Here is a 22,825-nt window from a genome sequence, read left to right as displayed (position 1 = left end):
AAAGCCCGCTGGCGGTGCGCTTAGCGGGCCTGGAAAACTACAGGCCGGGTCAGGCGAAGCCGCCCCCCGGCATACAGAAGATCTTACTCTTTATCGCCCAGCAGAACGGATTCCAGCGCGATTTTGATCATGTCGTTAAAGGTCGTCTGACGTTCCGCCGCCGTGGTCTGCTCGTGGGTACGGATATGGTCAGAGACGGTGCAGATGGTCAGCGCCTTCGCGCCAAACTCCGCCGCCACGCCGTAGATCCCCGCCGCTTCCATCTCCACGCCCAGGATGCCATATTTCTCCATCACGTCGAACATTTGCGGGTCCGGGGTGTAGAAGAGATCGGCGGAGAAGATGTTGCCCACGCGGGCTTCCACGCCCAGCGCTTTGGCCGCGTCTACCGCGTTACGCACCATACCAAAGTCAGCGATCGCCGCGAAATCATGATCCTTGAAGCGCAGACGGTTCACTTTCGAGTCGGTGCAGGCGCCCATGCCGATCACCACGTCGCGCAGCTTCACGTCAGCGCGTACTGCGCCGCAGGAGCCGACGCGAATGATCTTTTTCACGCCGAAATCGGTGATCAGCTCTTTGGTGTAGATGGAGCAGGAAGGGATACCCATGCCGTGGCCCATCACGGAGATTTTGCGGCCTTTATAGGTCCCGGTGAAGCCCAGCATGCCGCGCACGTTATTCACTTCACGGACATCTTCAAGGAAAGTTTCTGCAATGTGCTTCGCGCGCAGCGGGTCGCCAGGCATCAAAACGACGTCAGCGAAATCGCCCATTTCTGCATTAATGTGAGGAGTTGCCATCTTCAGTTCCTTTTCATTATTGTTTTTGCCGGGTGGCGGCAGCGCCTTACCCGGCCTACAAGACCGTAAGCCCGGATCGCTGTGCGACCCGGGCAATGACATCAGAACATGGCCTTGCCATATTCCATATCAGACGTACCAAAGTACTTCGCCAGCGTCTGGCCGATATCCGCGAAGGTTTCGCGATGACCGAGCGAACCTGGTTTCACTTTCGGGCCGTAGATCAGCACCGGAATGTGTTCGCGGGTATGATCGGTCCCGGTCCAGGTCGGGTCACAGCCGTGGTCGGCGGTGAGGATCAGGATATCATCTTCACCCACCAGCTCCATCAGCTCCGGCAGACGGCGGTCAAACAGCTCAAGACCAGCAGCGTAGCCCGCTACGTCGCGACGGTGGCCCCAGGAGGAGTCGAAGTCAACGAAGTTAGTGAAGACGATGGTCTTGTCGCCCGCCTCTTTCATCTCTTGGATGGTGGCGTCAAACAGCGCGTCCAGGCCGGTCGCTTTCACTTTTTTGGTGATGCCGCAGTTGGCGTAGATATCCGCGATCTTACCGACAGATACCACCTGCCCCGCTTTTTCATCAACCAGCTTTTGCAGAATGGTCGGCGCCGGCGGTTCAACGGCCAGGTCGTGACGGTTACCGGTACGCTGGAAATTACCCGCCTTGTCGCCCACAAATGGACGCGCGATAACGCGGCCGATGTTGTAGCCGCCTTCGGTCAGCTCTTCGCGGGCGATTTCGCAGAGCTCATAGAGTTTATCCAGGCCAAACGTCTCTTCGTGGCAGGCGATCTGGAACACGGAGTCTGCGGAGGTGTAGAAAATCGGCTTGCCGGTTTTCATGTGCTCTTCGCCGAGCTGGTCCAGAATCACGGTGCCGGAAGAGTGGCAGTTACCGAGGTAGCCCGGCAGGTTAGCGCGCTCTACCAGCTTATCCAGCAGCTCCTGCGGGAAGCTGTTCTCGTGATCGGAGAAGTAGCCCCAGTCGAACAGCACCGGCACACCGGCGATTTCCCAGTGACCAGACGGGGTATCTTTACCGGAGGAGAGCTCGTGCGCCCAGGCGTAAGCGCCCACCACTTCCGCGTTGCCGTCCATACCGGCTGCGATTTTACCGGTAGCGCCTTCATGCGCTTTTACCAGCCCGAGGCGGGTCAGATTTGGCAGGTTCAGAGGGCCTTTACGACCGTTATCCGCTTCGCCTTTAGCACAGGCTTCCGCGATATGACCCAGGGTATCGGAACCCACGTCACCAAAACGTTCTGCATCTTCGGTTGCGCCGATGCCGAATGAGTCCAGCACCATAATAAATGCACGTTTCATAATTTTTCTCCGTACGTAGTGCTTCATAAAAATGCGATCAGATCAGTATACCGCTATTCGGTGATACGACGATAGACCGTCGGCGTGGTTTCCGGTGCTTTATCGTCAAGAGATATTGCCGCTTTCACCGCTTTCGCCGCCTCCTGCCAGCTGGCCTCATCTTTCGCATGAATGACCGCCAGCGGACGTTGGCCATCAACGCTGTCGCCCAGACGGGCCATATCGGTGAAGCCGACGCTGTAATCAATAGTGTCCGATGCCTGACGACGTCCGCCGCCCATGGAGACCACCGCCATTCCCAGCGCGCGGGTATCCATCGCGCTTATGAAGCCTTCGCTATCGGCGTAGACCGCCTTGCTGAGGGTCGCGGTTGGCAGATATTTCGCGTAGTTTTCGACAAAATCAGTCGGGCCATTCTGCGCGGCCACCATGCGGCCAAAAATTTCCGCCGCTTTACCGTTATCCAGCACCGCCTGGAGCTTCGCGCGGGCTTCCGCATCGTCGCGGGCCAGCTTGCCGGAGATGAGCATCTCCACGCAGAGCGCCATCGTGACCTCGAGCAGGCGCGGGTTACGGTATTCGCCTGTCAGGAACTGCACCGCTTCGCGCACTTCCACCGCGTTACCGGCGCTGGAGGCCAGCACCTGATTCATATCGGTGAGCAGCGCGGTAGTACGCACGCCGGCGCCATTCGCCACGCCGACAATGGCTTCGGCAAGCTGGGCAGAAAGCTCGTAGGTCGGCATAAAGGCGCCGCTGCCCACTTTCACATCCATCACCAGCGCATCCAGCCCTTCCGCCAGCTTTTTGGCGAGAATCGAGGCGGTAATCAGCGGAATGGAGTCCACCGTCGCGGTAATGTCGCGGGTGGCGTAAAAACGTTTGTCCGCCGGTGCGAGCGAGCTGGTCTGCCCGATAATCGCTACACCCACGTCCTTAATAATGTCGCGGAAGCGGTTGTCGTCCGGGAAGATATCGAAGCCCGGAATCGCTTCCAGTTTGTCGAGCGTACCGCCGGTATGCCCCAGGCCGCGCCCGGAGATCATCGGAATATAGCCGCCGCAGGCTGCCACCATGGGGCCAAGCATCAGCGAGGTCACATCGCCCACGCCACCGGTGGAGTGCTTGTCCACAATCGGGCCGTTGAGGTTAAGGCTTTTCCAGTCCAGAACAGTTCCTGAATCTCGCATCGCCATGGTCAGCGAGACTCGCTCCTCAATCGCCATATCGTGGAAGAAAATGGTCATCGCCAGGGCAGCAATCTGTCCTTCAGAGACGGTGTTGTCACGAATGCCGTTGATAAAGAAGCGGATCTCTTCGTCGCTCAGGGCAAGACCATCACGTTTTTTACGAATAATTTCTTGTGCGAGAAACACGGTAACCCCCATGAGGAATCAGGTGAATTGTGGCGGGTGGCGCTACGCTTACCCGCCCTACGATCCTGTAGGCCGGATAAGCGAAGCGTCATCCGGCATTGACTGGCAATCAGTAGCTGCTGGCGCTCTTACCGTCGCCGTGACCCAGCGCTTTCAGCAGGCTTGCCAACAGGCTGGATGCACCGAAGCGGTAGTGGCGGGAATCCGCCCACTCTGCGCCGAACAGCTCGTCGGCAATCGCCAGGAACTGCTGCGCATCTTCGGCGCTACGTACGCCGCCCGCCGGTTTAAAGCCCACGGTTTTTTCAACGCCCATGTCGCGGATCACTTCCATCATGATGCGCGCGCTTTCCGGCGTGGCGTTAACCGGCACTTTACCGGTAGAGGTCTTAATAAAATCAGCGCCAGCTTTGATAGAGATTTCAGACGCTTTACGGATAAGCGCCTCTTCTTTCAGCTCGCCGGTTTCGATGATCACTTTAAGCAGCACGTTTGCCGCCGCGCAGGCCTCTTTACAGGCTTTCACCAGGTCAAAACCGACCTGCTCGTTGCCCGCGATGAGCGCGCGATACGGGAATACCACATCCACTTCATCCGCGCCGTAGGCGATCGCCGCGCGGGTTTCCGCCAGGGCGATCTCGATATCGTCATTCCCGTGCGGGAAGTTGGTAACGGTGGCGATGCGGATTTCCGGCGTGCCCTGCTCTTTCAGCGTCTTACGGGCAATCGGGATAAAGCGCGGATAAATGCAGATAGCCGCGGTGTTGCCCACCGGCGTTTTAGCCTGATGGCACAGGGCGATGACTTTCTCATTGGTGTCATCATCGTTCAGCGTGGTCAGGTCCATCAGTTTTAATGCGCGCAGGCTGCTTGCAGTTAAGTCGGTCATAACATTCTCCAACGGCATTGCCGTATAAATTTTCACCTTGCGGGTCTGTGACTATTTTAACATTTACCCGCACCAGCACTTCGACATTCATCACAGTTAATGAAAACTTCATACAACTTTGCATTACTGTAACGAGACATTCGTCAAACTTTTACGTCTAAACAGACGAACAATTGCGCTTCTCCCGCGCCGGATCAAAAGCCGCAGCGGGATCGTTTTTTACAATCTGCGCCCTTCTCGCCGATCGTTTAAGGAGGCTGATATGCCCCTCTCTCAACCCGACGCCTTGCAACAACGTTGCCAGCAGATTGTGACCAGCCCGGCGCTGACGCCCGCGCAGAAACGCCATTTCCTGGCGCTGGAAGCGGAAAACGCGCTCCCCTACCCTGAGCTCCCCCAGGCGGCCCGCGCCGCGCTTGATGAGGGGGTCATCTGCGATATGTTCGAGGGCCACGCCCCGTACAAACCGCGCTACGTACTGCCCGACTACGCCCGATTTCTGGCGAAGGGGTCCGAATGGCTGGAGCTGGAAGGGGCAAAGGATCTGGATGACGCGCTCTCTCTGCTCACTATCCTTTACCATCATGTTCCTTCTGTTACATCCCTGCCGGTCTTTCTCGGTCATCTGGATACATTGCTGCAGCCTTATGTTAAAATTCTAACACAAGAGGCGATCGATATTCGAATAAAACGTTTCTGGCGCTACCTCGACAGAACGCTGCCGGACGCCTTTGTTCATGCCAATATCGGCCCGGCGGATGGCCCCGTTACCCGCGCAATTTTACGCGCTGACGCCGAGTTAAAGCAGGTGTCGCCTAATCTCACCTTTATTTACGATCCCGAGATTACCCCGGATGAGCTGCTGCTGGAGGTAGCCAAAAACATCTGCGCATGCAGTAAACCGCATATTTCCAACGGCCCGATAAATGATAAAATTTTCACAAAAGGCGGCTATGGGGTAGTGAGCTGTTACAACTCCCTGCCGCTGGGCGGCGGCGGCAGTACGCTGGTGCGCCTCAATCTGAAGGCCATCGCCGAACGCAGCGCCTCGCCAGAAGATTTTTTCGATCGTCAGCTTCCCCACTACTGCCGACAGCAGATCGCCATTATCGATGCCCGCTGCGACTTTCTTTATCAGCAGTCCGGCTTCTTTGAGCATAGCTTTCTGATGAAAGAGGGGCTGATCTCCGCCGATCGTTTTGTACCGATGTTTGGCATGTACGGCCTTGCTGAGGCGGTCAACCTGCTCTGCGAAAAGGCGGGGCTGAAGGGGCGTTACGGCCAGGATCCACAGGCCAACGCGCTGGGCTATCGCATCAGCGGGCAGCTTGCCGCCTTTGTTGAGCAGCATCCGGTGAAACACGGCTGGAAGCAGCGCGCCCTGCTGCACGCCCAGTCAGGCATCAGCTCCGATAGCGGGACCACTCCGGGCGCACGGCTACCCTACGGCAACGAACCGGATCCAATTACCCATCTGCTCGCCGTAGCGCCACATCACGCTTACTATCACGCCGGGATCAGCGACATTCTGACGCTGGACGAAACCATCAAACGCAACCCGCAGGCGGTCGTTCAGCTTTGCCTCGGTGCTTTTAAAGCAGGAATGCGCGAGTTTACCGCTAACGTGGCGGGTAACGATCTGGTACGCGTGACCGGTTATATGGTGCGCCTGTCGGATCTGGAAAAATATCGCGCCGAGGGCTCGCGTCTTAATACCACATGGCTGGGAGAAGAAGCCGCGCGCAACACCCGAATTCTGGAGCGCCAGCCGCGCGTGGTAAGCCATGAACAGCAGATGCGCTTTAGTCAGTAAAATCATCCCCTTCTCCTGCGTGGACGGACCGGGCAGCCGCCTGGTTCTCTTCCTGCAGGGGTGCAATATGCGCTGCAAAACCTGCCACAATCCGTGGACGATAGGCCGCTGCAACGACTGCGGCGATTGCGTAGCCGCCTGCCCCAACGAGGCCCTGACACTCCAGGACGGGCGCGTCGGGTGGCGGGAAGATCGCTGCCAGCAGTGCGATACCTGCCTGCATCTCTGTCCCCGGCGGGCTACGCCGATGGCGCAACGTCTGAGCGTCGAGGCGATAATCGATCAGCTTCGCCGCGCCGCGCCATTTATAGAAGGGGTAACGGTGAGCGGCGGCGAGGCAACCACCCAACTGCCGTTTCTGCTGGCGCTGTTTCATGCGATGAAAGGCGATCCGGCGCTACGCCACCTGACCTGCCTGGTAGACAGTAACGGGCTGCTTAACAAAACCGGCTGGCAAAAGCTGCTGCCCGTGATGGACGGTGCGATGATTGACCTGAAAGCCTGGGACAACGAGCATCATCGCCTTCTCACCGGGCGCGACAACGGACCGGTCAAAGCGAGCATCCGCTGGCTGGGGCAGCATCAGCGCTTAACGGAGCTGCGCCTGCTGGTTATCCCGGATCGCAGCGATTATCTGACGCATCTTCCGGCGCTGGCGGCGTTTATCCATACCGCAGGGGGTGTGCCGGTGCGCATCAACGCCTTTCATCATCATGGTGTGGTGGGTGAGGCGGCAGGCTGGCGCAGCGCGACGGCGGAAGACATCGAGCCGCTGGCGCAGGAGCTGGAGGCGCGGCAGATTAACGTCATTCGTCCGCCGCTCTACCTATAGCGCGATACCAAACAGATCGCGGGTGTTACGCAGCAGCGCGTCGGCGATCTCATCCGCTGGTTCATCGCGCAGTTCGCAGAGTGTGGTAAAGACGCGGGCCGCCTGTTCCGGACGGTTCGGTTGCCCCTGAAACCCGTTGAGCGGCATGTCCGGGGCGTCGGTTTCCAGCAGTAGCGCTGAGAGCGGCAGACGGGCCATCACGTCACGGGTTTTGCTGGCGCGCGGGTAGGTAATGGTGCCGCCGACGCCAATCTTATAGCCCAGCCCGACAAACCGCTGTGCCTGTTGCAGGCTACCGGCAAAACCGTGCACCACGCCGGTACGCGGAAGATCGTGGCGCTTAAGATGCATCGCCAGCTTGTCATGGGTGCGACGTGAGTGGAGGATCACCGGCAGATCGTGACGTTTTGCCAGCGTGAGCTGACCGTCCAGTATCGCCTCCTGGCGCGCAAAGCGTGGGTCGTCACGATAAAGATCGAGGCCGATCTCGCCTATCGCCACCAGCTTTTCCCCCGCCTGTGCGAGCGCGTCATCCAGCTTTTCCAGATGCGCATCCCGGTGCTGCTCAATCACGATAGGGTGCAGCCCCAGCGCAACATAAAGCGCCGGATGGGCGCTGGCGAGCCGCAGGACGCGGTCAAAGTACGCCTGCGCAATAGCGGGGACGATAATCGCCTTCACCCCCGCCTGCGCCGCGCGGGCGATAGCGGAGCTCTCCTCCCCTGCAAAGGGGGGAAAATCGAAGTGGCAGTGGGTGTCGATAAAACGGTATGTCACGCCAGATCCTCGTTGTCGAAGGGGATATCGTTCGCCTGAGGAATGTCGACAAGCGGACGGGGCACCGCATCGTTAGCCACCGCCGCGGGTGGCACCACGATGGAGGGCCGCGGCGTATGGCGGCGCAGCGGAGGACGCTCCGCCAGCAGTTTCCCCATCGTCGCCAGGAAATAGCGCCCGCACAGCCGCCCGGTTTTATAATCTTCACGCAGGGCGGGCAGTCGGCTGCCAAGCGCCATGCTGAGGAGCGGCTTCGGCGGGTAGATCTCCACGATCCGCAGTTTGCCCGGCGGTTTATCAATAAAATTTTGCATCGCGCTGTAGGTGGTTTCATGCTGCTGGACAATATTAACCAGCGGCTGCAGGCTGCTTTCGCTAAGCCAGCGCTCCATGCGCTTAAACCACTGGGGGGTGTAATACATCTGAGAAGGCACGGTGCGGATCACCACGATGGTCTCAGCTCCGCGCCGCGCCGCCTCCTGCACCGGCACCGCGTCGCTAATGCCGCCGTCGAGATAGTTGATTCCGTCCAGCGCCACGCCGCTGCGATAAAAGCCGGGAATGGCGCTGGAGGCGCGAATAATATCCAGCCAATTCTCTTTCTGCGGCGCAAAGTAGCCCGGCGTATAGTCATCTCCCCGGCTGGCGCACATCCAGAACCCTTTGCCGCTGTCGAACAGTCGCGCGGCGGTGTCCATCGCCAGCGGCATTTCACGGGCGGTCGCCTCCACCAGCCAGTCGAGATCGATCAGGTTTCCGCCGCGCACAAAGCGCACCGGGTTAAAAAATTCCCGCGAGGTGGTGTAGCGCATGATCACTTTGCGCGCATAGCCCGGCTGGTTGCAGAGATAGGCGGAAAGATTTTGCGCCCCGGCAGAGGTGCCGAAAAAGAGGTCGAAAGGGTTGAATTGCGCGCGCAGAAATTCGTCCAGTACCCCGGCCGTAAAAATGCCTCGCTGCCCCCCGCCTTCGCAGACCAGCGCCAGCCGTCCGGGACGAAAGGGTTTCACTGCCAGCGGCGCGATAGTGCCGAGCGTGACCGGGATTCTCTGTCCCACCTCTGCTTTCCTGTTTTTATCGTTGGAAGCCACCAACCTAACGCAATTTATCGGTGACGAAAACTGCAAAAGCCAGTCATTAAGACTGGCTTCGAATTACATGCAAATTTTGCTGCCTTTAATGGGCTATGGACGGCGTCGACCTGTAAACAGGCTGACCAGGAACAGGATAATACCGACCACAAAGACAATTTTCGCAGCCCAGGCGGCAGTACCAGCCAGACCACCAAAGCCCAGAGCGGCGGCAATTAACGCGATAACCAGAAATATAATGCCCCAACGAAACATAGAACTCTCCTTTACCATAGTTAATGTCGGCCGCTTTATGCTCATCAGCGTTCAGGCTGTTTTTCGACAACGTGAATCATTGCGAACATAAGTGAGCGCTCACGTTGCTCACCGGCGTATTTCCAGGTGTATTTCTTTTTTCTGTCGCCTTCTGGCCGAAGCCAGAAGGACGATTGGTACGCTTACTTCGTTTTCAGATCGTTTTTAACGCTTTTCACGCCATCAACGGCCTTGGCAACACTTTCTGCGCGATCAATCTGCGCCTGAGAATCTACCGTACCGGAAAGCTGCACGACGCCATCGGTCGTTTCCACTTTCACCTTACGTGACGGTACGATGTCATCTGCTAATAGTTTAGCTTTGATTTCGCTGGTTGTAGCCGCATCACCGGCATAACCTTTCACCGACTGGTCTTTATCTTTGCCGTCGCGAACGTGCAGCTTGTCGCTGACTGAGGTTACACCCTCAACGCCTTTCGCGACTTTAACCGCCTGTTCCGCCTGCGCCTGGCTCTCTACAAAGCCGCTCAGGGTTACGACGTTTTTCTCAGTTTTAACGGAAATATCGGTGCTCTTGATGTTTTCATCATCCACCAGAGCCGCTTTCACTTTTGCTGTGATAGAGCTGTCATCCATGAAATCACCGACTTTATTCATAGAGCTATCGATTTTCTGCCCTGCCGTGTCGGCGGTGGATTGCGCTTTATCTGTAGCGGAGGTTTCCGCCAGCGCGGAACCGCTTACCAGAGCGCCGCCTAAAGCGACAGCCAGCAGAGTTTTAGAAATCTTCAGTCTTGTCATATTCATCGATATATTCCTGTCAGTTTGCCCATTATTTGAGCGAGAAAACTTCCCTTCAAACTAGTTTTTAATCTTGCGAATAAACACACAGTCGGGATGAGCGTTGTTTCAACACGCATTGAACAGGACTTTCATCCGTACCCGGTGTTAAACACTGAGTTAAATATAGATCACAATTACGAAGCCGCAGGGCGAATCGTTTAAAAAACGCGCAATAATAAAAAAAAGAGGATGATTTAAGAACATTCCGCAAGGGACTAAAAAGGCAGGGAAATAAGAGGAGCACGGCGTCTGCCGTGCTCTGAGAAGGGATTAATGCTCGCGGGTTTTACGGAACTGCACGTCAGGATAACGTTCCTGCGTCAGGTTCAGGTTGACCATGGTCGGAGCGATATAGGTAAGGTTATCGCCACCGTCCAGCGCCAGCTGCACTTCGTTCTTGCGCTTGAACTCTTCGAACTTCTTCACGTCGCTGCACTCGACCCAGCGAGCCGTCGCCACGTTGACCGATTCGTAAATCGCCTCGACGTTATATTCGCTCTTCAGGCGCGCCACCACCACGTCAAACTGCAGCACACCAACCGCGCCGACAATCAGATCGTTATTGGCGATGGGACGGAACACCTGTACAGCCCCCTCTTCGGAGAGCTGCACCAGCCCCTTGAGCAGCTGTTTCTGTTTCAGCGGATCTTTCAGGCGAATACGGCGGAACAGCTCCGGCGCAAAGTTCGGAATGCCGGTGAACTTCATCATTTCGCCCTGAGTGAAGGTATCGCCAATCTGGATGGTGCCGTGGTTATGCAGACCAATAATGTCACCCGGATAGGCTTCTTCAACGTGCGAACGATCGCCCGCCATAAAGGTCAGCGCGTCGGAGATGACGACATCTTTGCCGATACGCACCTGGCGCAGCTTCATTCCTTTTTCATACTTGCCGGAGACGACGCGCATAAAGGCCACGCGGTCGCGGTGTTTCGGATCCATGTTGGCCTGAATTTTAAAGACGAAGCCGGTGAACTTCTCTTCTTTGGCTTCCACTTCGCGGGTATCGGTTTTGCGCGGCATCGGCTGCGGCGCCCACTCCACCAGCCCGTCCAGCATATGATCCACGCCGAAGTTACCCAGCGCGGTACCGAAGAAGACCGGGGTGATCTCGCCGCTCAGGAAGAGTTCCTTATCGAACTCGTGAGACGCACCCTGCACCAGCTCCAGCTCGTCGCGCAGCTGCGCCGCCAGATCCTCGCCCACGGCGGCGTCCAGTTCCGGGTTATCCAGCCCCTTAACGATACGCACTTCCTGAATGGTGTGCCCTTTACCGGTCTGATAGAGATAGGTTTCATCTTTATAGAGGTGGTAAACCCCTTTAAACAGCTTGCCGCAGCCGATAGGCCAGGTGATAGGGGCACAGGCGATCTTCAGCTCGTTCTCCACTTCATCCATCAGCTCCATCGGATCGCGGATGTCACGGTCGAGTTTGTTCATAAAGGTGAGGATCGGCGTATCGCGCAGACGGGTCACTTCCATCAGCTTACGGGTACGATCTTCAACACCTTTCGCGGCGTCGATCACCATCAGGCAGCAGTCCACCGCCGTCAGGGTACGGTAGGTATCTTCGGAGAAGTCCTCGTGCCCCGGGGTGTCCAGCAGGTTGACCAGGCAGTCATGATAGGGGAACTGCATCACGGAGGTGGTAATGGAGATCCCACGCTGCTTTTCCATCTCCATCCAGTCCGATTTCGCGTGCTGGCTGGAGCCACGGCCTTTTACCGTACCGGCAGTCTGGATCGCCTGTCCGAACAGCAGCACTTTTTCAGTGATGGTCGTTTTACCGGCGTCCGGGTGAGAGATAATGGCAAAAGTACGGCGCTTGGCCACCTCTTGCAGATAAGGAGACAACGTCATAATCAAATCTTCTTATATCAGCGCGACAGCAGGCCGCGCATTATGGAACGGGAGAAATGCGGCTATTTTACCCATCAACGGGGGGCAGACAATCAATGTTTACACAGGAGTTGCTCCAGCTCGCTTAATGACGTTACGGTCCAGGTAGGATGAATATGCTCCGGCAGCGCGCGCTGGTGGGCGTTCAGCCAGCAGGTGGCGAGCCCGGCATTCATGCCGCCCAGAATATCTGACTCGGCGGTATCGCCCACCATCAGCACCCGTTCGCGATCGGGATGGCCCGCCTGCGCCAGCGCATAATCAAAAATACGCGGATCGGGCTTGGGCACACCCACCTGTTCAGAGATCACTAAAGCATCAAAATAGTCGCGAAGGCCGGTACGCTCAAGACGAATCTGCTGTAGCGCGGTAAAACCGTTGGTGATGATGCCCATCTTCACTTTTCCTTTCAGTGAATTGAGCAGCGACTCCGCGCCTGGCAAGGGAGCACAGATTTCCGCCATGGCGTTGAGAAAGGAGTCGTTAAGCGCGCCCGGCGACACCTTCAGCCGCTCCGCCCAGCTTTCAAAACGCTGGTGCTGAAGCTGTAAGGCGGTGATCGCCCCGTTCTGGTAATCCACCCATAGCGGCTTATTCACCGCCTGGTAGTCCTGAAAATCTTCCGCGGTAAAGGTGACGCTATAGTCTAAAAACATCCGCTGCAGGCCGCCAAACGAATCGAAGGTAAAGAGCGTTTCGTCGGCGTCAAAGAAAATCCAGTCCCATTTCATCATTACAACCTTCTTCGTTATCCAAGCGGCAGCGCCATGATAATGGCGTCCTCACGTCCTTCGGCGGTGGGATAATAGTTACGACGGATGGTCGCCTCGTTAAATCCCAGGCTTTCATAAAGCGCGATGGCGGCCGCGTTAGAAGCGCGAACTTCCAGCCACAGCGTCATCACATCTCGCGCTTCCAGCTCGCCTATCAGGTGATCGAGCAACGCCCTTCCCAGCCCCCGGCGCTGAAATGCGGGATCCACCGCGATGTTAAACAGCGTCGCTTCATCCAGCACCACCTGGGTAATGGCAAACGCCGCCATGACGCCATCCACATCCAGACGGTAGTTGAGATAGCGTTCACCCTGGTTGCTGGCAAAGGTCTTTTCGCTCCACGGAAAGGCGTGGGCGCGGGCCTCAATCTGATACGCGCTGGCAAGATCAGAGGTCGTGAGGGAAGAAATCGTGTTCATGTTCGCAGATTTGTTGCCAGAGCGCGCGGCGCGCCGTTGGGTTTGCTTTGAGTTCTTCCAGCGCCGGCGAGCAAAGCTGGCCGCCTTCAAGGGCGATCTCGTCGTTCACGTCCAGACGCCAGCTGTTGCAGCGGCTCTCAGGCGGCAGCATGGCAACGCGGTCGGGTGTGAGCGCCATCACCCGATCGGGGCTCAGGTGCAACGCATTAAGCACGTCACCAATCAACGGATCGTCAAGCGCGGGCAGCGTCTGCGCCACCATCACTAACTGAATATGCGCGGGAAGGGAGATGGCGATTTCGCCCTGCAATGCCGCCGGGCGGCGCAGGGCCCACTGGGTGATGCCCAGCTGCTGAAGCTGCCAGTCTCGTCGGGATGTCATAGCGAAAACTCCTGTCTGTCAGGGGCGCAAATATAGCAAATTCGTCGTATCTGCGCCAACAAACTACTATAATCGCCGCCTGAGTTAATTGAGGAACCTTTCATGTCTGCATTTACCCCGGCAAGTGAAGTCTTGCTGCGTCACAGTGATGATTTCGAACAAAGCCGTATTCTGTTTGCCGGAGATATGCAGGATGACCTGCCCGCGCGTTTCGACTGCGCCGCCCGCCGCGCCCACACGCAGTTTTACCACCACTGGCAGGTATTAAGCCGCCAGATGGGCGAAAACGCGCGTTTTAGCCTGGTGGCGGAGGAGAACGACGTAGCCGACTGCGATACGCTGATCTACTACTGGCCGAAGAACAAACCGGAAGCGCAGTTCCAGCTGATGAACCTGCTTTCTCTGCTGCCGGTGGGTACCGACATCTTTGTGGTGGGTGAAAACCGCAGCGGCGTGCGCAGCGCCGAGCAGATGCTGGCAGAGCTGGCCCCGCTGAATAAGATCGACAGCGCGCGCCGCTGCGGGCTTTATCACGGTCGGCTGGAAAAACAGGCCACCTTTGACGCAGAAAAACAGTGGGGCGAATACGCTCTTAATGGCCTGACCATCAAAACGCTGCCGGGCGTCTTTAGCCGCGACGGGCTGGACGTGGGCAGCCAGCTGCTGCTCTCCACTCTGACGCCGCACACCAAAGGCAAAATTCTGGATGTCGGCTGCGGCGCGGGCGTGCTCTCTGCCGTATTAGCCAGCCACTCGCCGAAGGTGCGCCTGACGCTTTGTGACGTCAGCGCCGCGGCGGTAGAGGCCAGTCGTGCGACCCTCGCCGCCAACGGGTTTGAGGGCGAGGTGTTTGCCAGCAACGTCTTTTCCGAGGTGAACGGGCGGTTCGATATGATCATATCCAACCCGCCTTTCCACGACGGCATGGAGACCAGCCTTGAGGCGGCGCAAACCCTGATCCGCGGTGCGGTGCGCCATCTGAACAGCGGCGGCGAGCTGCGCATTGTCGCTAACGCCTTCCTGCCCTATCCGAAAGTGCTGGATGAGACTTTCGGCTTCCACGAGGTGATCGCGCAGACCGGGCGTTTCAAGGTGTACCGCACCGTGATGACGCGTCAGGCGAAGAAAGCCTGACCCTTGCAGGCCGGATAAGGCGTAGTCGCCATCTGGCCTGCGGCCATTTTTGCAGCAATCAAAACAGTGTGCGCATTTTTCTGTTGACGTAAAGCTGAAAACCACTAGAATGCGCCTCCGTGGTAACGATACTTTTTAAGTGTCGATGGTATGCGAAGGTGGCGGAATTGGTAGACGCGCTAGCTTCAGGTGTTAGTGTCCTTACGGACGTGGGGGTTCAAGTCCCCCCCCTCGCACCAAAACCACGTTGATATTGCTCGCACTGGGCGAAGGTGGCGGAATTGGTAGACGCGCTAGCTTCAGGTGTTAGTGTTCTTACGGACGTGGGGGTTCAAGTCCCCCCCCTCGCACCAACGAGGCGATATCAAAAAGTAAGATAACTGTGCGAAGGTGGCGGAATTGGTAGACGCGCTAGCTTCAGGTGTTAGTGTCCTTACGGACGTGGGGGTTCAAGTCCCCCCCCTCGCACCAATTATCTTGCCCCCTTCTGATGCTTCTCTCTTCCCCGTTATTTCATACTCATTATTATCAGCAGCATTCCGCTAATCAGCACCACGCACGATGGCAGCAGAACAAAGTGACGCAACTGTTTGTGCCAGATCATGCCCGACGTGGCCAGCAGACCCGTGACAATGATTGCCTTCCAGATATCGGTTGAGAGATCGATACAGGCCAGCGCGACGAGAATCACTCCCGGCAGAAGTATGCCCCAGCCGCTGCCCAGCGCTCTGCTTAACATGGTTTCACCCGTCATAACGATAATGATAACCACTATCATATGATACTATTTCTCGTTTGTCAGCCTCCCCACGTCCCTTTCTTTGCGCTTTTCAGCCTCACTTAATGACATTCATTCTGTAAGGTGATAAATTGTGCAACTGTTAACTAAAACTCGTTTTTTCCTGATACTTTAGCTCTGCCTTTTTAAGGGCACTTGTTGTACGTTGGCGGCAACTTTTTGATATTATTACGTATTCAGATAAAACCACGAAAATGACAGCACAATCCTGGCATGCGCTACGCCATAAAAAATATCAGTTCTCCCTGCGCTTATTTCTGTTACTTAATGCCTTTTCCGCACTGTTTAGTATCTTTAGTCCGCTCTATTACGTTAGCGCGCTGACATTTCCTGTGGTCGTCATCTTCCTCCTGAGCCTGGCGCTGCTGCTCTGGCACTGGAAATTTGAAACGCACAAAATCAATATCCCGCTTACCTCGCTGCTCTTTGGCAGTCTCTGGGCCTGGCATATCGTCATTAAAACCAGACAGGTAACCTATGATCCTTTCACCTGGCTGCTGCTCGCTTTTGTAAGCGTCATTTTTATCGGCGCCCTGGCCTTTGCCACCGATATCAAAGCGTTCACCCTGCACTCGTTACCCGCCTTTCTGGTCTGTATCGGCCTGAGCAGCCATGAGCACTGGCCGCGTATATTCTACTCGTTTGCCCTCCCCCTGGCGGCGATAGCCATCCATCAGGTGATCCAGAAGCGTAACGACAGGTTTGCCCAACAGCTGCTTTACCAGCTGCTGGAGGAGCGCGAAACGCTGACCGATCTCAGCATGATCGACCCTTTAACCGGCGTTTATAACCGGCGCGGGCTGCAAAATCGCATTGAGAACCTGCCGGCGGCGGAGCACCATGAACATTTTATTCTGCTGCTGGATATCGACCATTTTAAAGCCTATAACGATCGCTACGGCCATATGATGGGCGACCAGGCGCTGACCCGCGTCTCGGCCGCCATTCGTGATACGGTGCGTTCACGCGATATCGTTGCGCGCTTTGGCGGGGAGGAGTTTCTGGTGCTGCTCACCAGCCTCACGCGCGATCAGGCGCGCCAGACGGCGGAGCGTATCCGCCAGCAGATTATCGATCTGAAAATACCGCACAGCCTGAATGAGAGCACCTCCACTACCATTACCGTTAGTATCGGGATGGGTATTTTCGATACCGAAAATACGGATAGCGCGATTGAAAAGGCGGATAAAGCGCTCTATGAGGCCAAACACCGCGGGCGTAACAATATTTTCTTAAGCCGCGAGCTACAGGCGATATAACCCCCGCTCTGCGGCAGACAAAAGGCTTGCGATCGGTTTTATCTATAGTTAGGATTGGCAATCATTATCATTTAGATTTCTATCCGCTACCGATATGGCTATTCGTCCCGCACCTGCCGTTGATTCAGTAATCTGGCAAACACCTGTCAGCGACGCTCATCGCTCGCTGGCGGATGAGCTGCGGGAGGCTATCGCCGCCACGCGCGCGCACCTGCTGGAGTTTATCCGGCTGGACGAGCCGCATCCGCATCAGGCGATGACGCTGGCGCAATGGCGCCGCCCTGCAACGCTGCAGGGCCTGCTCGCCACCTACTCTGACCATATCTATCGCAACCAGCCCGGCCTTGCGCGCGAAAATAAGCCCCTGCTCTCCCTCTGGGCACAGTGGTATATCGGGCTGATGGTGCCGCCATTAATGCTGGCGCAATTGACTCAGGATATCGCCCTGGACCTCTCCCCGGAGTACTTCCACGTTGAGTTTCATGAGACGGGCCGCGCCGCCTGTTTCTGGATCGATCTGCATGAAGATAGCTCTGCAAGGAATGCCACCCCGGTGGCACGCATGGAAAGACTGGTCACCCAGGCGCTGATACCGGTGGTAAAAGCGCTGGAAGAGACCGGCGAGATTAACGGAAAGCTTATCTGGAGTAATACCGGCTATCTTATCCACTGGTATCTGAACGAGATGAAGTCGCTGGTTGGGGAAGAGACGGTCGATGCGCTGCGCCAGTCATGCTTTTTCGCCAGCACGCTCTCTGACGGGCGCGATAATCCGCTATTCCGCACCGTGGTGCCGCGCGACGGCCTGCTCGTGCGCCGTACCTGCTGCCAGCGCTACCGCCTGCCGGACGTACAGCAGTGTGGCGACTGCACGCTAAAGTAGGCCGGGTAAGGCGAAGCCGTCACCCGGCACAACCGGCCAACATCGCTGAAACAAGCCGGGCAAGCATCAGCGTCACCCGGCAAATATTCCCTATGCGATTTGCTGGCTTTCCTCTTCCGCATTACGCTGGGCTTCTTCCGCCTCCTGCGCCAGCAGCTGTTTTTCATAGACTTTAAAGAACGGGAAGTAGATCACCGCCGATACCAGCGCCAGTACAACGACCAGCACCGCCGCGCGGAAATCCCAGCCCAAAGCCCAGGCAGCGCCCACCGGTGCAGGTGCGGTCCAGGGCACAACAGAGATCACCCGACCAATCAGGTCAAATTTCATCGCCGCCCAGGCCAGCACAGCGTTAACCATCGGCGCCAGCAGGAAAGGAATAAAGAACACCGGGTTCATCACGATAGGCGTACCGAAAATGACCGGCTCGTTGATGTTAAAGATGCTCGGCACCACGCTGAGTCGCCCGATGGAGCGCAGATGGGCGGAGCGGCTGCGCAGATAGCAGAAAACCAGACCCATCGTCGCCCCGGACCCGCCGATAACGATAAAGAATGTCCAGAACGCTTCCATAAAGATGTGCGGCAGCGGCGCGCCCTGCGCCAGGGCAGTCTGGTTAGCGCCGAGGTTGGTCAGCCAGAACATCTGCAACATGCCGGAGACAATGGCCGCGCCGTGAATACCCGCAAACCAGAGCAGATGCCCGATCAGCACCGCCAGCAGAATAGCAGGCAGCGAATCGGCGGCAGAGACCAGCGGCTTAAAGATGGACATGATCGCCTGGGGGATCAGCATGTCGAACTGGGACTGAATGAACAGGCTTAACGGGTAGAGCGTCAACACCACCACCAGTACCGGGATCAGCAGATCGAAGGAGTTTTTGATCATCGGCGGCACCTGGTCCGGCAGGCGGATACCGATATTATGCGCCTTCAGAAAACGCATCATCTCTACGCAGTAGATCGCCACCAGAATGGCGGTGAAAATCCCGGTCCCTCCCAGGCTGTCTACCGGCATCGCGCCTTTGGTTTTCGGCGCCGCCACCAGCAAAAAGGCCATCAGCGAAAGCATGGCGCACATAAACGGGTCGAGCTGATGGGATTTGACGTAGTGTTTGCCAAGGTTATAGGCAATTGCCGCGCAGATGTAGATGGACATGATCCCCATCGTCATATCGAACGGCGTCAGAATTTGGCCTTCAAACTGTTTTGCCATGTCCAGCCACGCCCGGGCAAAACCCCAGGTGGTATCGGGCGAAAACGGCGGATAGGCAAAGACCAGCAGAAACGAGCCGACAATCATGAACGGCATGGCCGAAATGAAGCCGTCGCGGATCGCCATAACGTGGCGCTGGGAAGAGATTCGCCCGGCGATGGGGCTGACGTAGTTTTCTACAAAGCGAAATATTAAATTAAACGCAGCATGGTTGGCAGACATAGCGGCTCTCCTGTCAGACTTTCATTACAGACGCTACGGCGCCAGACGTTATTCCATAACTTAGCTTCACAACCTTGCTGGTTCGTATCCCAGCAGTACAACCCGAAAATAATCGTTTCATAAGGGGACTCTTATTATTGGATACAGGGAAGTTACCAAGTCAGTATTAATCGCCTGCTCAGGATTCTGCAACCGGTTACTGTAACCGGTTTCTGTGAATGTGAAGGCGATCCAGAAATTCTGTGCAAGGCGATTTGTTAACGAGAAGATATTTACAGCGCATAAATTGTTATGACAGATTACGCAGGAAATCTGCCAGGAGAAGATAATGAGTTTGCAGTCTGTACGGCAATTTTTTGCCGAGCACGCCCCGGATATCGAGGTTATCGAACTGAGTCAAAGTACAGCCACCGTTGCGCTGGCCGCCGCCGCTCATCAGGTTGAGCCGGGACAAATTGCCAAGACCCTGTCGTTAAAGATTAAAAACGAGGTGGTGCTGGTCGTGGCAAAAGGCGACGCGCGCCTGGATAACAAAAAGCTTAAAGAGACGTTTGGCGCCAAAGCGAGAATGCTGAGCTGCGACGAGGTCGTTACGCTCACCGGTCATCCTGTCGGCGGCGTCTGCCCGTTTGGGCTGGAAACGCCGCTCGCCGTCTACTGCGACGTCTCGCTGAAAGCGTTTGACGAAGTGCTGCCCGCCGCGGGCGCTATCCACAGCGCCGTGCGCATCTCACCTGAACGCATGGCAGAGCTAACGGCCGCTAAATGGATAGATGTCTGTAGCTGACTGGGCGCCAGCCTGACTGGCGCGACCGGAATTACGAATAGACCTGAGCCGCAATCAGGCAGCGACGCGGATCGGTAGCAGGCAGATATTTAAGAATATCTGCCGCATCAAGTAGCCCCACGTCTGAGTTCACTCCCAGCTTAACCATCGCGTTAAACTTATGGGCGCGAATGGTTTTAATGTTGCGCTCAAGCCGGGTGGCTATCTCGGGTATCGAATAGCCGGACGACATATAGCGCAGGATAGCCCGTTCGGTGGGACTCAGCATTCGGTTCTGGCTGACGTTCCAGTTGTTCAGCATATTATCGTTCACCCGACGCGTTTCACTCAGCAATGTCGCCAGCTCAGACTGCAAGCTGCTCAGGGAGGCGGATTTACTGATAATGCCGTGAAGGCGAGAGGGCGAAAGATGGCTTACCAGCCGCGCTTCAATTTCATTGGACGCCATCACAATACGCTGAATTGCCCCGTGCGCGAGTGACATTTCGCGAAACGCCACCAAACAATTTCGCCGCTCTTCCCGCTCATCTGACAGGGAATAGATCAGCGAGAAAAAAGGCGTCTCTGACAGCGCGACCTTAAAAGATGAAAAATCATTAAATAAATGCACGCGATATTGATTGAGTGGAGGCTGGTTAAATAGATTCACCAGCCCCGTAGCGCTCATGAAGCATTTTTCGATGACGGCGATATCTCTCTTTGTGGCGTTCTTTTCCATTCTTCTGCCTCTCCATAGGCTGAAATTAAGTTCAGCTCACGCATACCCTGAGTACTATTGATCCATGCGTACATCTCAGCATTGCTACGCAGTGACAGACGTCGCATAGCGCTATTTTTCTGCGCGCTGACCGTTTTATTGCTTTTCTTAAGCAAGGCGGCAATTTGGTTAATTCCCCAACCTTTACCCATCAGACGTAATACTTTGCGTTCAGATAGCGTCAGTACGACCGGCGATTCATTCTCTTCATCAAACTCCTGCAACTCAGGCGTCAGCAGAGTCTGGCTGATCCGCTCCGCACGTTCGCTACCGGCGCGAATGGCGTTGATAACGCCTTCGACAGGCTCTCTGTCAGAAAGTAGCGTGCTTTCCGGGCGCATTAACAGCTCTACCGCAAGGGGATAAAGCGGACGGGAGACTAAAAAAATCCAGTGGATATCCCGATATTGGCCAAGCAATGAATAATAGTGTTCGATGGAGCCGCGAGGATTACGAAAGTCACCCGATACATCGGCAATAACGACGTTTGCTCGGCGTAACTGCAGCAGCGTCAGCTCCTCCTGAGAACGGCAAAAAGAAACTTCATAATCAGGAAAATGCCGCGTTACGAGCCCGGCCAGGCCGCTTTGCATAACGGGTACTTTGCTAATAATAATGCCGTATTTCCCTTTAGCTGATAACATGGTTTCTCCGAATCCTTTCTTATTTTTCCAGCCGTTCATGTCTGAAGCAATCTTATAAAAACGGGCCTCTTCCCTTAACGTTAATTCTTTAAAAAGGTATTCCCTCAGCAATTAGTGGTTAAGCTAAGAATCGCCCAAGTCGAGGGTTAATATCTCATAATTGACAGCATTATTTAAACAATACTCATTTAAAATTAAAATAAGCAAAACTAAATACTAAAATTCAATTATTCATTCTGAATCATTCATTAATTCAATCATTCTTTGTCGTTTTGCCCGCCACGGCAGAGTGCATAAATCTTGATCTGGCCCGGGGCAAGAGCAGCCCCGCTTTATGTTACAAGTACCCCTACGGATCGTTTGGCCGTTCTCACTACAGGGCTATTTATGCAGGCAGATCAGTCAACACAGCGCGCCGTCACGCGGCTTTGCATCCAGTGTGGCCTTTTTCTTTTACAGCACGGCGCGGAGAGTGCGCTGGTGGACGAACTCTCTACCCGGCTGGGGCTGGCGCTGGGGATGGATAGCGTGGAGAGCGCCATCTCCTCGAACGCCATTGTCCTGACCACCATTCAGAACGGCCAGTGCCTTACCTCCACCCGTAAGAACCACGATCGCGGCATCAATATGCACGTGGTAACCGAAGTTCAGCACATCGTCATCATGGCGGAACATAAGCTGCTGGATATCAGGGAGGTGGAAAAACGCTTTGCCAGTATTAAGCCGCTGCGGTATCCGCGCTGGCTGGTCGTGTTGATGGTCGGGCTCTCCTGCGCCTGCTTTTGCAAGCTTAATAACGGCGGCTGGGACGGTGCGCTGGTCGCCTTCTGCGCCAGCGCTGTCGCCATGTATGTGCGCCAGCTTCTGACCCAGCGCCAGATGCACCCGCAGATCAACTTTTGCCTCGCCGCCTTTGTCGCCACTACCCTCTCCGGCCTGCTGCTGCGGCTGCCCGTTTTCGCCCAGACGCCGACTATCGCCATGGCCGCCAGCGTGCTGCTGCTGGTGCCGGGCTTTCCGCTGATTAACGCGGTGGCCGATATGTTTAAGGGCCACATTAATACCGGGCTGGCGCGCTGGGCGATCGCCAGCATGTTAACCCTCGCCACCTGCATCGGGGTGGTAATGGCGATGACGCTCTGGGGGCTGCGCGGATGGGCATAACCTCTGTTCTCCTGGCGCTGGCGCAGGATATGGTGCTGGCCGCCATACCCGCCGTCGGCTTTGCGATGGTCTTTAACGTGCCGCAACGCGCCCTGCCCTGGTGCGCTCTGCTGGGGGCAATTGGCCATGGCTCGCGCATGGTGATGATGACCGCCGGCTTTAACGTAGAGTGGGCGACCTTTATCGCCGCCATGCTGGTGGGCACCATCGGCATTCAGTGGTCGCGATGGTATCTGGCGCATCCGAAAGTCTTTACCGTCGCCGCGGTTATCCCGATGTTTCCGGGCATATCGGCTTATACCGCCATGATCTCAGCGGTAAAAATCAGCCACTTCGGCTATAGCGAGCCGCAGATGATCCTGCTGCTAAGCAATTTTCTAAAGGCAACCTCCATCGTCGGCGCGCTCTCCGTCGGCCTGTCGATTCCGGGACTCTGGCTCTATCGTAAACGTCCCCGCGTCTGAAATTTGTGTTCTTCCGCTGCC

24 protein-coding genes and 3 tRNA genes are annotated in these 22,825 nt (G+C 56.2%); 11 read left to right on the top strand and 16 right to left on the bottom strand.

The annotated features are described in order from the left end of the window. Nucleotides 1-83: 83 nt before the first annotated feature. From deoD to deoC, 4 genes are all read right to left on the bottom strand, one after another. The gene (deoD, locus tag BN3796_RS08295) at nucleotides 84-803 is read right to left on the bottom strand and encodes a purine-nucleoside phosphorylase (RefSeq protein WP_061707891.1); all 720 of its coding nucleotides are present in this window, start codon (nucleotides 801-803) and stop codon (nucleotides 84-86) included. 101 nt (nucleotides 804-904) lie between these two features. Next, entirely contained in the window at nucleotides 905-2,128 is a 1,224-nt protein-coding gene (deoB, locus tag BN3796_RS08290; protein ID WP_061707890.1) for a phosphopentomutase, read from the bottom strand. 53 nt (nucleotides 2,129-2,181) lie between these two features. Further along, complete coding sequence (gene deoA, locus BN3796_RS08285) at nucleotides 2,182-3,504, bottom strand: thymidine phosphorylase (protein ID WP_061708825.1); 1,323 nt, start codon at nucleotides 3,502-3,504, stop codon at nucleotides 2,182-2,184. A gap of 109 nt (nucleotides 3,505-3,613) precedes the next feature. After that, nucleotides 3,614-4,393, bottom strand: a complete 780-nt coding sequence (deoC, locus tag BN3796_RS08280) for a deoxyribose-phosphate aldolase (RefSeq protein WP_061707889.1) — start codon at nucleotides 4,391-4,393, stop codon at nucleotides 3,614-3,616. A 262-nt stretch (nucleotides 4,394-4,655) separates the two neighbouring features. Here deoC and BN3796_RS08275 point away from each other — a divergent pair, with 262 nt between their 5' ends. Both BN3796_RS08275 and BN3796_RS08270 read left to right on the top strand, forming a co-directional pair. Beyond that, nucleotides 4,656-6,206: a YjjI family glycine radical enzyme gene (locus tag BN3796_RS08275; protein WP_061707888.1), complete on the top strand. Its 1,551-nt coding sequence runs from the start codon at nucleotides 4,656-4,658 to the stop codon at nucleotides 6,204-6,206. Next, nucleotides 6,178-7,038, top strand: a complete 861-nt coding sequence (locus BN3796_RS08270) for a YjjW family glycine radical enzyme activase (RefSeq protein ID WP_061707887.1) — start codon at nucleotides 6,178-6,180, stop codon at nucleotides 7,036-7,038. Before BN3796_RS08275 ends, BN3796_RS08270 begins: the two co-directional genes overlap by 29 nt. Here the strand turns inward: BN3796_RS08270 and BN3796_RS08265 are convergent. From BN3796_RS08265 to BN3796_RS08230, 8 genes are all read right to left on the bottom strand, one after another. After that, on the bottom strand, nucleotides 7,033-7,815 hold the full coding sequence (locus BN3796_RS08265; RefSeq protein WP_061707886.1) for a TatD family hydrolase: 783 nt from the start codon (nucleotides 7,813-7,815) through the stop codon (nucleotides 7,033-7,035). The genes BN3796_RS08270 and BN3796_RS08265 overlap by 6 nt on opposite strands. After that, entirely contained in the window at nucleotides 7,812-8,873 is a 1,062-nt protein-coding gene (locus BN3796_RS08260) for a patatin-like phospholipase family protein (RefSeq protein WP_061707885.1), read from the bottom strand. Before BN3796_RS08260 ends, BN3796_RS08265 begins: the two co-directional genes overlap by 4 nt. Nucleotides 8,874-8,999: 126 nt before the next feature. Next, nucleotides 9,000-9,161, bottom strand: coding sequence for a DUF1328 domain-containing protein (locus BN3796_RS08255; protein WP_003856556.1), 162 nt, complete (start codon nucleotides 9,159-9,161; stop codon nucleotides 9,000-9,002). Nucleotides 9,162-9,343: 182 nt separating this feature from the next. Continuing rightward, nucleotides 9,344-9,967, bottom strand: coding sequence for a molecular chaperone OsmY (gene osmY / locus BN3796_RS08250; RefSeq protein WP_061707884.1), 624 nt, complete (start codon nucleotides 9,965-9,967; stop codon nucleotides 9,344-9,346). A gap of 306 nt (nucleotides 9,968-10,273) precedes the next feature. Further along, on the bottom strand, nucleotides 10,274-11,863 hold the full coding sequence (gene prfC / locus BN3796_RS08245; protein ID WP_061707883.1) for a peptide chain release factor 3: 1,590 nt from the start codon (nucleotides 11,861-11,863) through the stop codon (nucleotides 10,274-10,276). Nucleotides 11,864-11,955: 92 nt separating this feature from the next. Then, a complete protein-coding gene (yjjG, locus tag BN3796_RS08240; RefSeq protein ID WP_061708824.1) occupies nucleotides 11,956-12,633 on the bottom strand; it encodes a pyrimidine 5'-nucleotidase in 678 nt (225 codons plus the stop codon). A 17-nt stretch (nucleotides 12,634-12,650) separates the two neighbouring features. Next, on the bottom strand, nucleotides 12,651-13,094 hold the full coding sequence (gene rimI / locus BN3796_RS08235; RefSeq protein WP_061707882.1) for a ribosomal protein S18-alanine N-acetyltransferase: 444 nt from the start codon (nucleotides 13,092-13,094) through the stop codon (nucleotides 12,651-12,653). Continuing rightward, a complete protein-coding gene (locus BN3796_RS08230; protein ID WP_061707881.1) occupies nucleotides 13,063-13,476 on the bottom strand; it encodes a DNA polymerase III subunit psi in 414 nt (137 codons plus the stop codon). The genes rimI and BN3796_RS08230 overlap by 32 nt, the downstream gene beginning before the upstream one ends. A gap of 102 nt (nucleotides 13,477-13,578) precedes the next feature. Between BN3796_RS08230 and rsmC the strand changes: the two genes are divergently transcribed. The 4 genes from rsmC (at nucleotide 13,579) to BN3796_RS08210 (ending at nucleotide 15,081) form a co-directional block, all read left to right on the top strand. Further along, nucleotides 13,579-14,610, top strand: coding sequence for a 16S rRNA (guanine(1207)-N(2))-methyltransferase RsmC (rsmC, locus tag BN3796_RS08225; protein ID WP_061707880.1), 1,032 nt, complete (start codon nucleotides 13,579-13,581; stop codon nucleotides 14,608-14,610). A 152-nt stretch (nucleotides 14,611-14,762) separates the two neighbouring features. Then, a tRNA-Leu gene (locus tag BN3796_RS08220) sits at nucleotides 14,763-14,849 on the top strand. A 27-nt stretch (nucleotides 14,850-14,876) separates the two neighbouring features. After that, a tRNA-Leu gene (locus BN3796_RS08215) sits at nucleotides 14,877-14,963 on the top strand. Nucleotides 14,964-14,994: 31 nt separating this feature from the next. Continuing rightward, nucleotides 14,995-15,081 (top strand) — tRNA-Leu (locus BN3796_RS08210). A gap of 37 nt (nucleotides 15,082-15,118) precedes the next feature. Here the strand turns inward: BN3796_RS08210 and BN3796_RS08205 are convergent. Further along, nucleotides 15,119-15,388, bottom strand: coding sequence for a DUF1435 domain-containing protein (locus tag BN3796_RS08205; protein ID WP_061707879.1), 270 nt, complete (start codon nucleotides 15,386-15,388; stop codon nucleotides 15,119-15,121). Between the two features lie 215 nt (nucleotides 15,389-15,603). On the opposite strand from BN3796_RS08205, the gene BN3796_RS08200 reads away from it, so the two are divergent. Both BN3796_RS08200 and fhuF read left to right on the top strand, forming a co-directional pair. After that, complete coding sequence (locus tag BN3796_RS08200) at nucleotides 15,604-16,668, top strand: GGDEF domain-containing protein (protein WP_061707878.1); 1,065 nt, start codon at nucleotides 15,604-15,606, stop codon at nucleotides 16,666-16,668. Nucleotides 16,669-16,762: 94 nt separating this feature from the next. After that, a complete protein-coding gene (fhuF, locus tag BN3796_RS08195) occupies nucleotides 16,763-17,551 on the top strand; it encodes a siderophore-iron reductase FhuF (protein WP_061707877.1) in 789 nt (262 codons plus the stop codon). A gap of 90 nt (nucleotides 17,552-17,641) precedes the next feature. Here fhuF and BN3796_RS08190 read toward each other — a convergent pair whose 3' ends face one another. Next, nucleotides 17,642-18,988, bottom strand: coding sequence for a PTS sugar transporter subunit IIC (locus BN3796_RS08190; RefSeq protein ID WP_061707876.1), 1,347 nt, complete (start codon nucleotides 18,986-18,988; stop codon nucleotides 17,642-17,644). Between the two features lie 328 nt (nucleotides 18,989-19,316). On the opposite strand from BN3796_RS08190, the gene BN3796_RS08185 reads away from it, so the two are divergent. Continuing rightward, nucleotides 19,317-19,775 carry a YbaK/EbsC family protein gene (locus BN3796_RS08185; RefSeq protein ID WP_061707875.1) on the top strand — a complete coding sequence of 153 codons (459 nt, stop codon included), beginning with the start codon at nucleotides 19,317-19,319 and terminating at the stop codon, nucleotides 19,773-19,775. Between the two features lie 31 nt (nucleotides 19,776-19,806). Here the strand turns inward: BN3796_RS08185 and bglJ are convergent, their stop codons facing one another. Both bglJ and BN3796_RS08175 read right to left on the bottom strand, forming a co-directional pair. Further along, on the bottom strand, nucleotides 19,807-20,442 hold the full coding sequence (bglJ, locus tag BN3796_RS08180; RefSeq protein WP_061707874.1) for a DNA-binding transcriptional activator BglJ: 636 nt from the start codon (nucleotides 20,440-20,442) through the stop codon (nucleotides 19,807-19,809). Then, nucleotides 20,439-21,176 (bottom strand): helix-turn-helix transcriptional regulator, encoded by a 738-nt coding sequence (locus BN3796_RS08175; protein WP_061708823.1) that lies wholly within the window; start codon nucleotides 21,174-21,176, stop codon nucleotides 20,439-20,441. Before BN3796_RS08175 ends, bglJ begins: the two co-directional genes overlap by 4 nt. Nucleotides 21,177-21,563: 387 nt before the next feature. Between BN3796_RS08175 and BN3796_RS08170 the strand changes: the two genes are divergently transcribed. After that, entirely contained in the window at nucleotides 21,564-22,340 is a 777-nt protein-coding gene (locus BN3796_RS08170) for a threonine/serine exporter family protein (protein ID WP_061707873.1), read from the top strand. Further along, nucleotides 22,331-22,804: a threonine/serine exporter gene (locus tag BN3796_RS08165; RefSeq protein ID WP_061707872.1), complete on the top strand. Its 474-nt coding sequence runs from the start codon at nucleotides 22,331-22,333 to the stop codon at nucleotides 22,802-22,804. Before BN3796_RS08170 ends, BN3796_RS08165 begins: the two co-directional genes overlap by 10 nt. Nucleotides 22,805-22,825: the final 21 nt, after the last annotated feature.

The sequence above is a fragment of the Pseudenterobacter timonensis genome (assembly GCF_900021175.1).
GTDB lineage: Bacteria > Pseudomonadota > Gammaproteobacteria > Enterobacterales > Enterobacteriaceae > Enterobacter > Enterobacter timonensis.
This window is presented reverse-complemented; position numbering and strand designations above follow the sequence as displayed.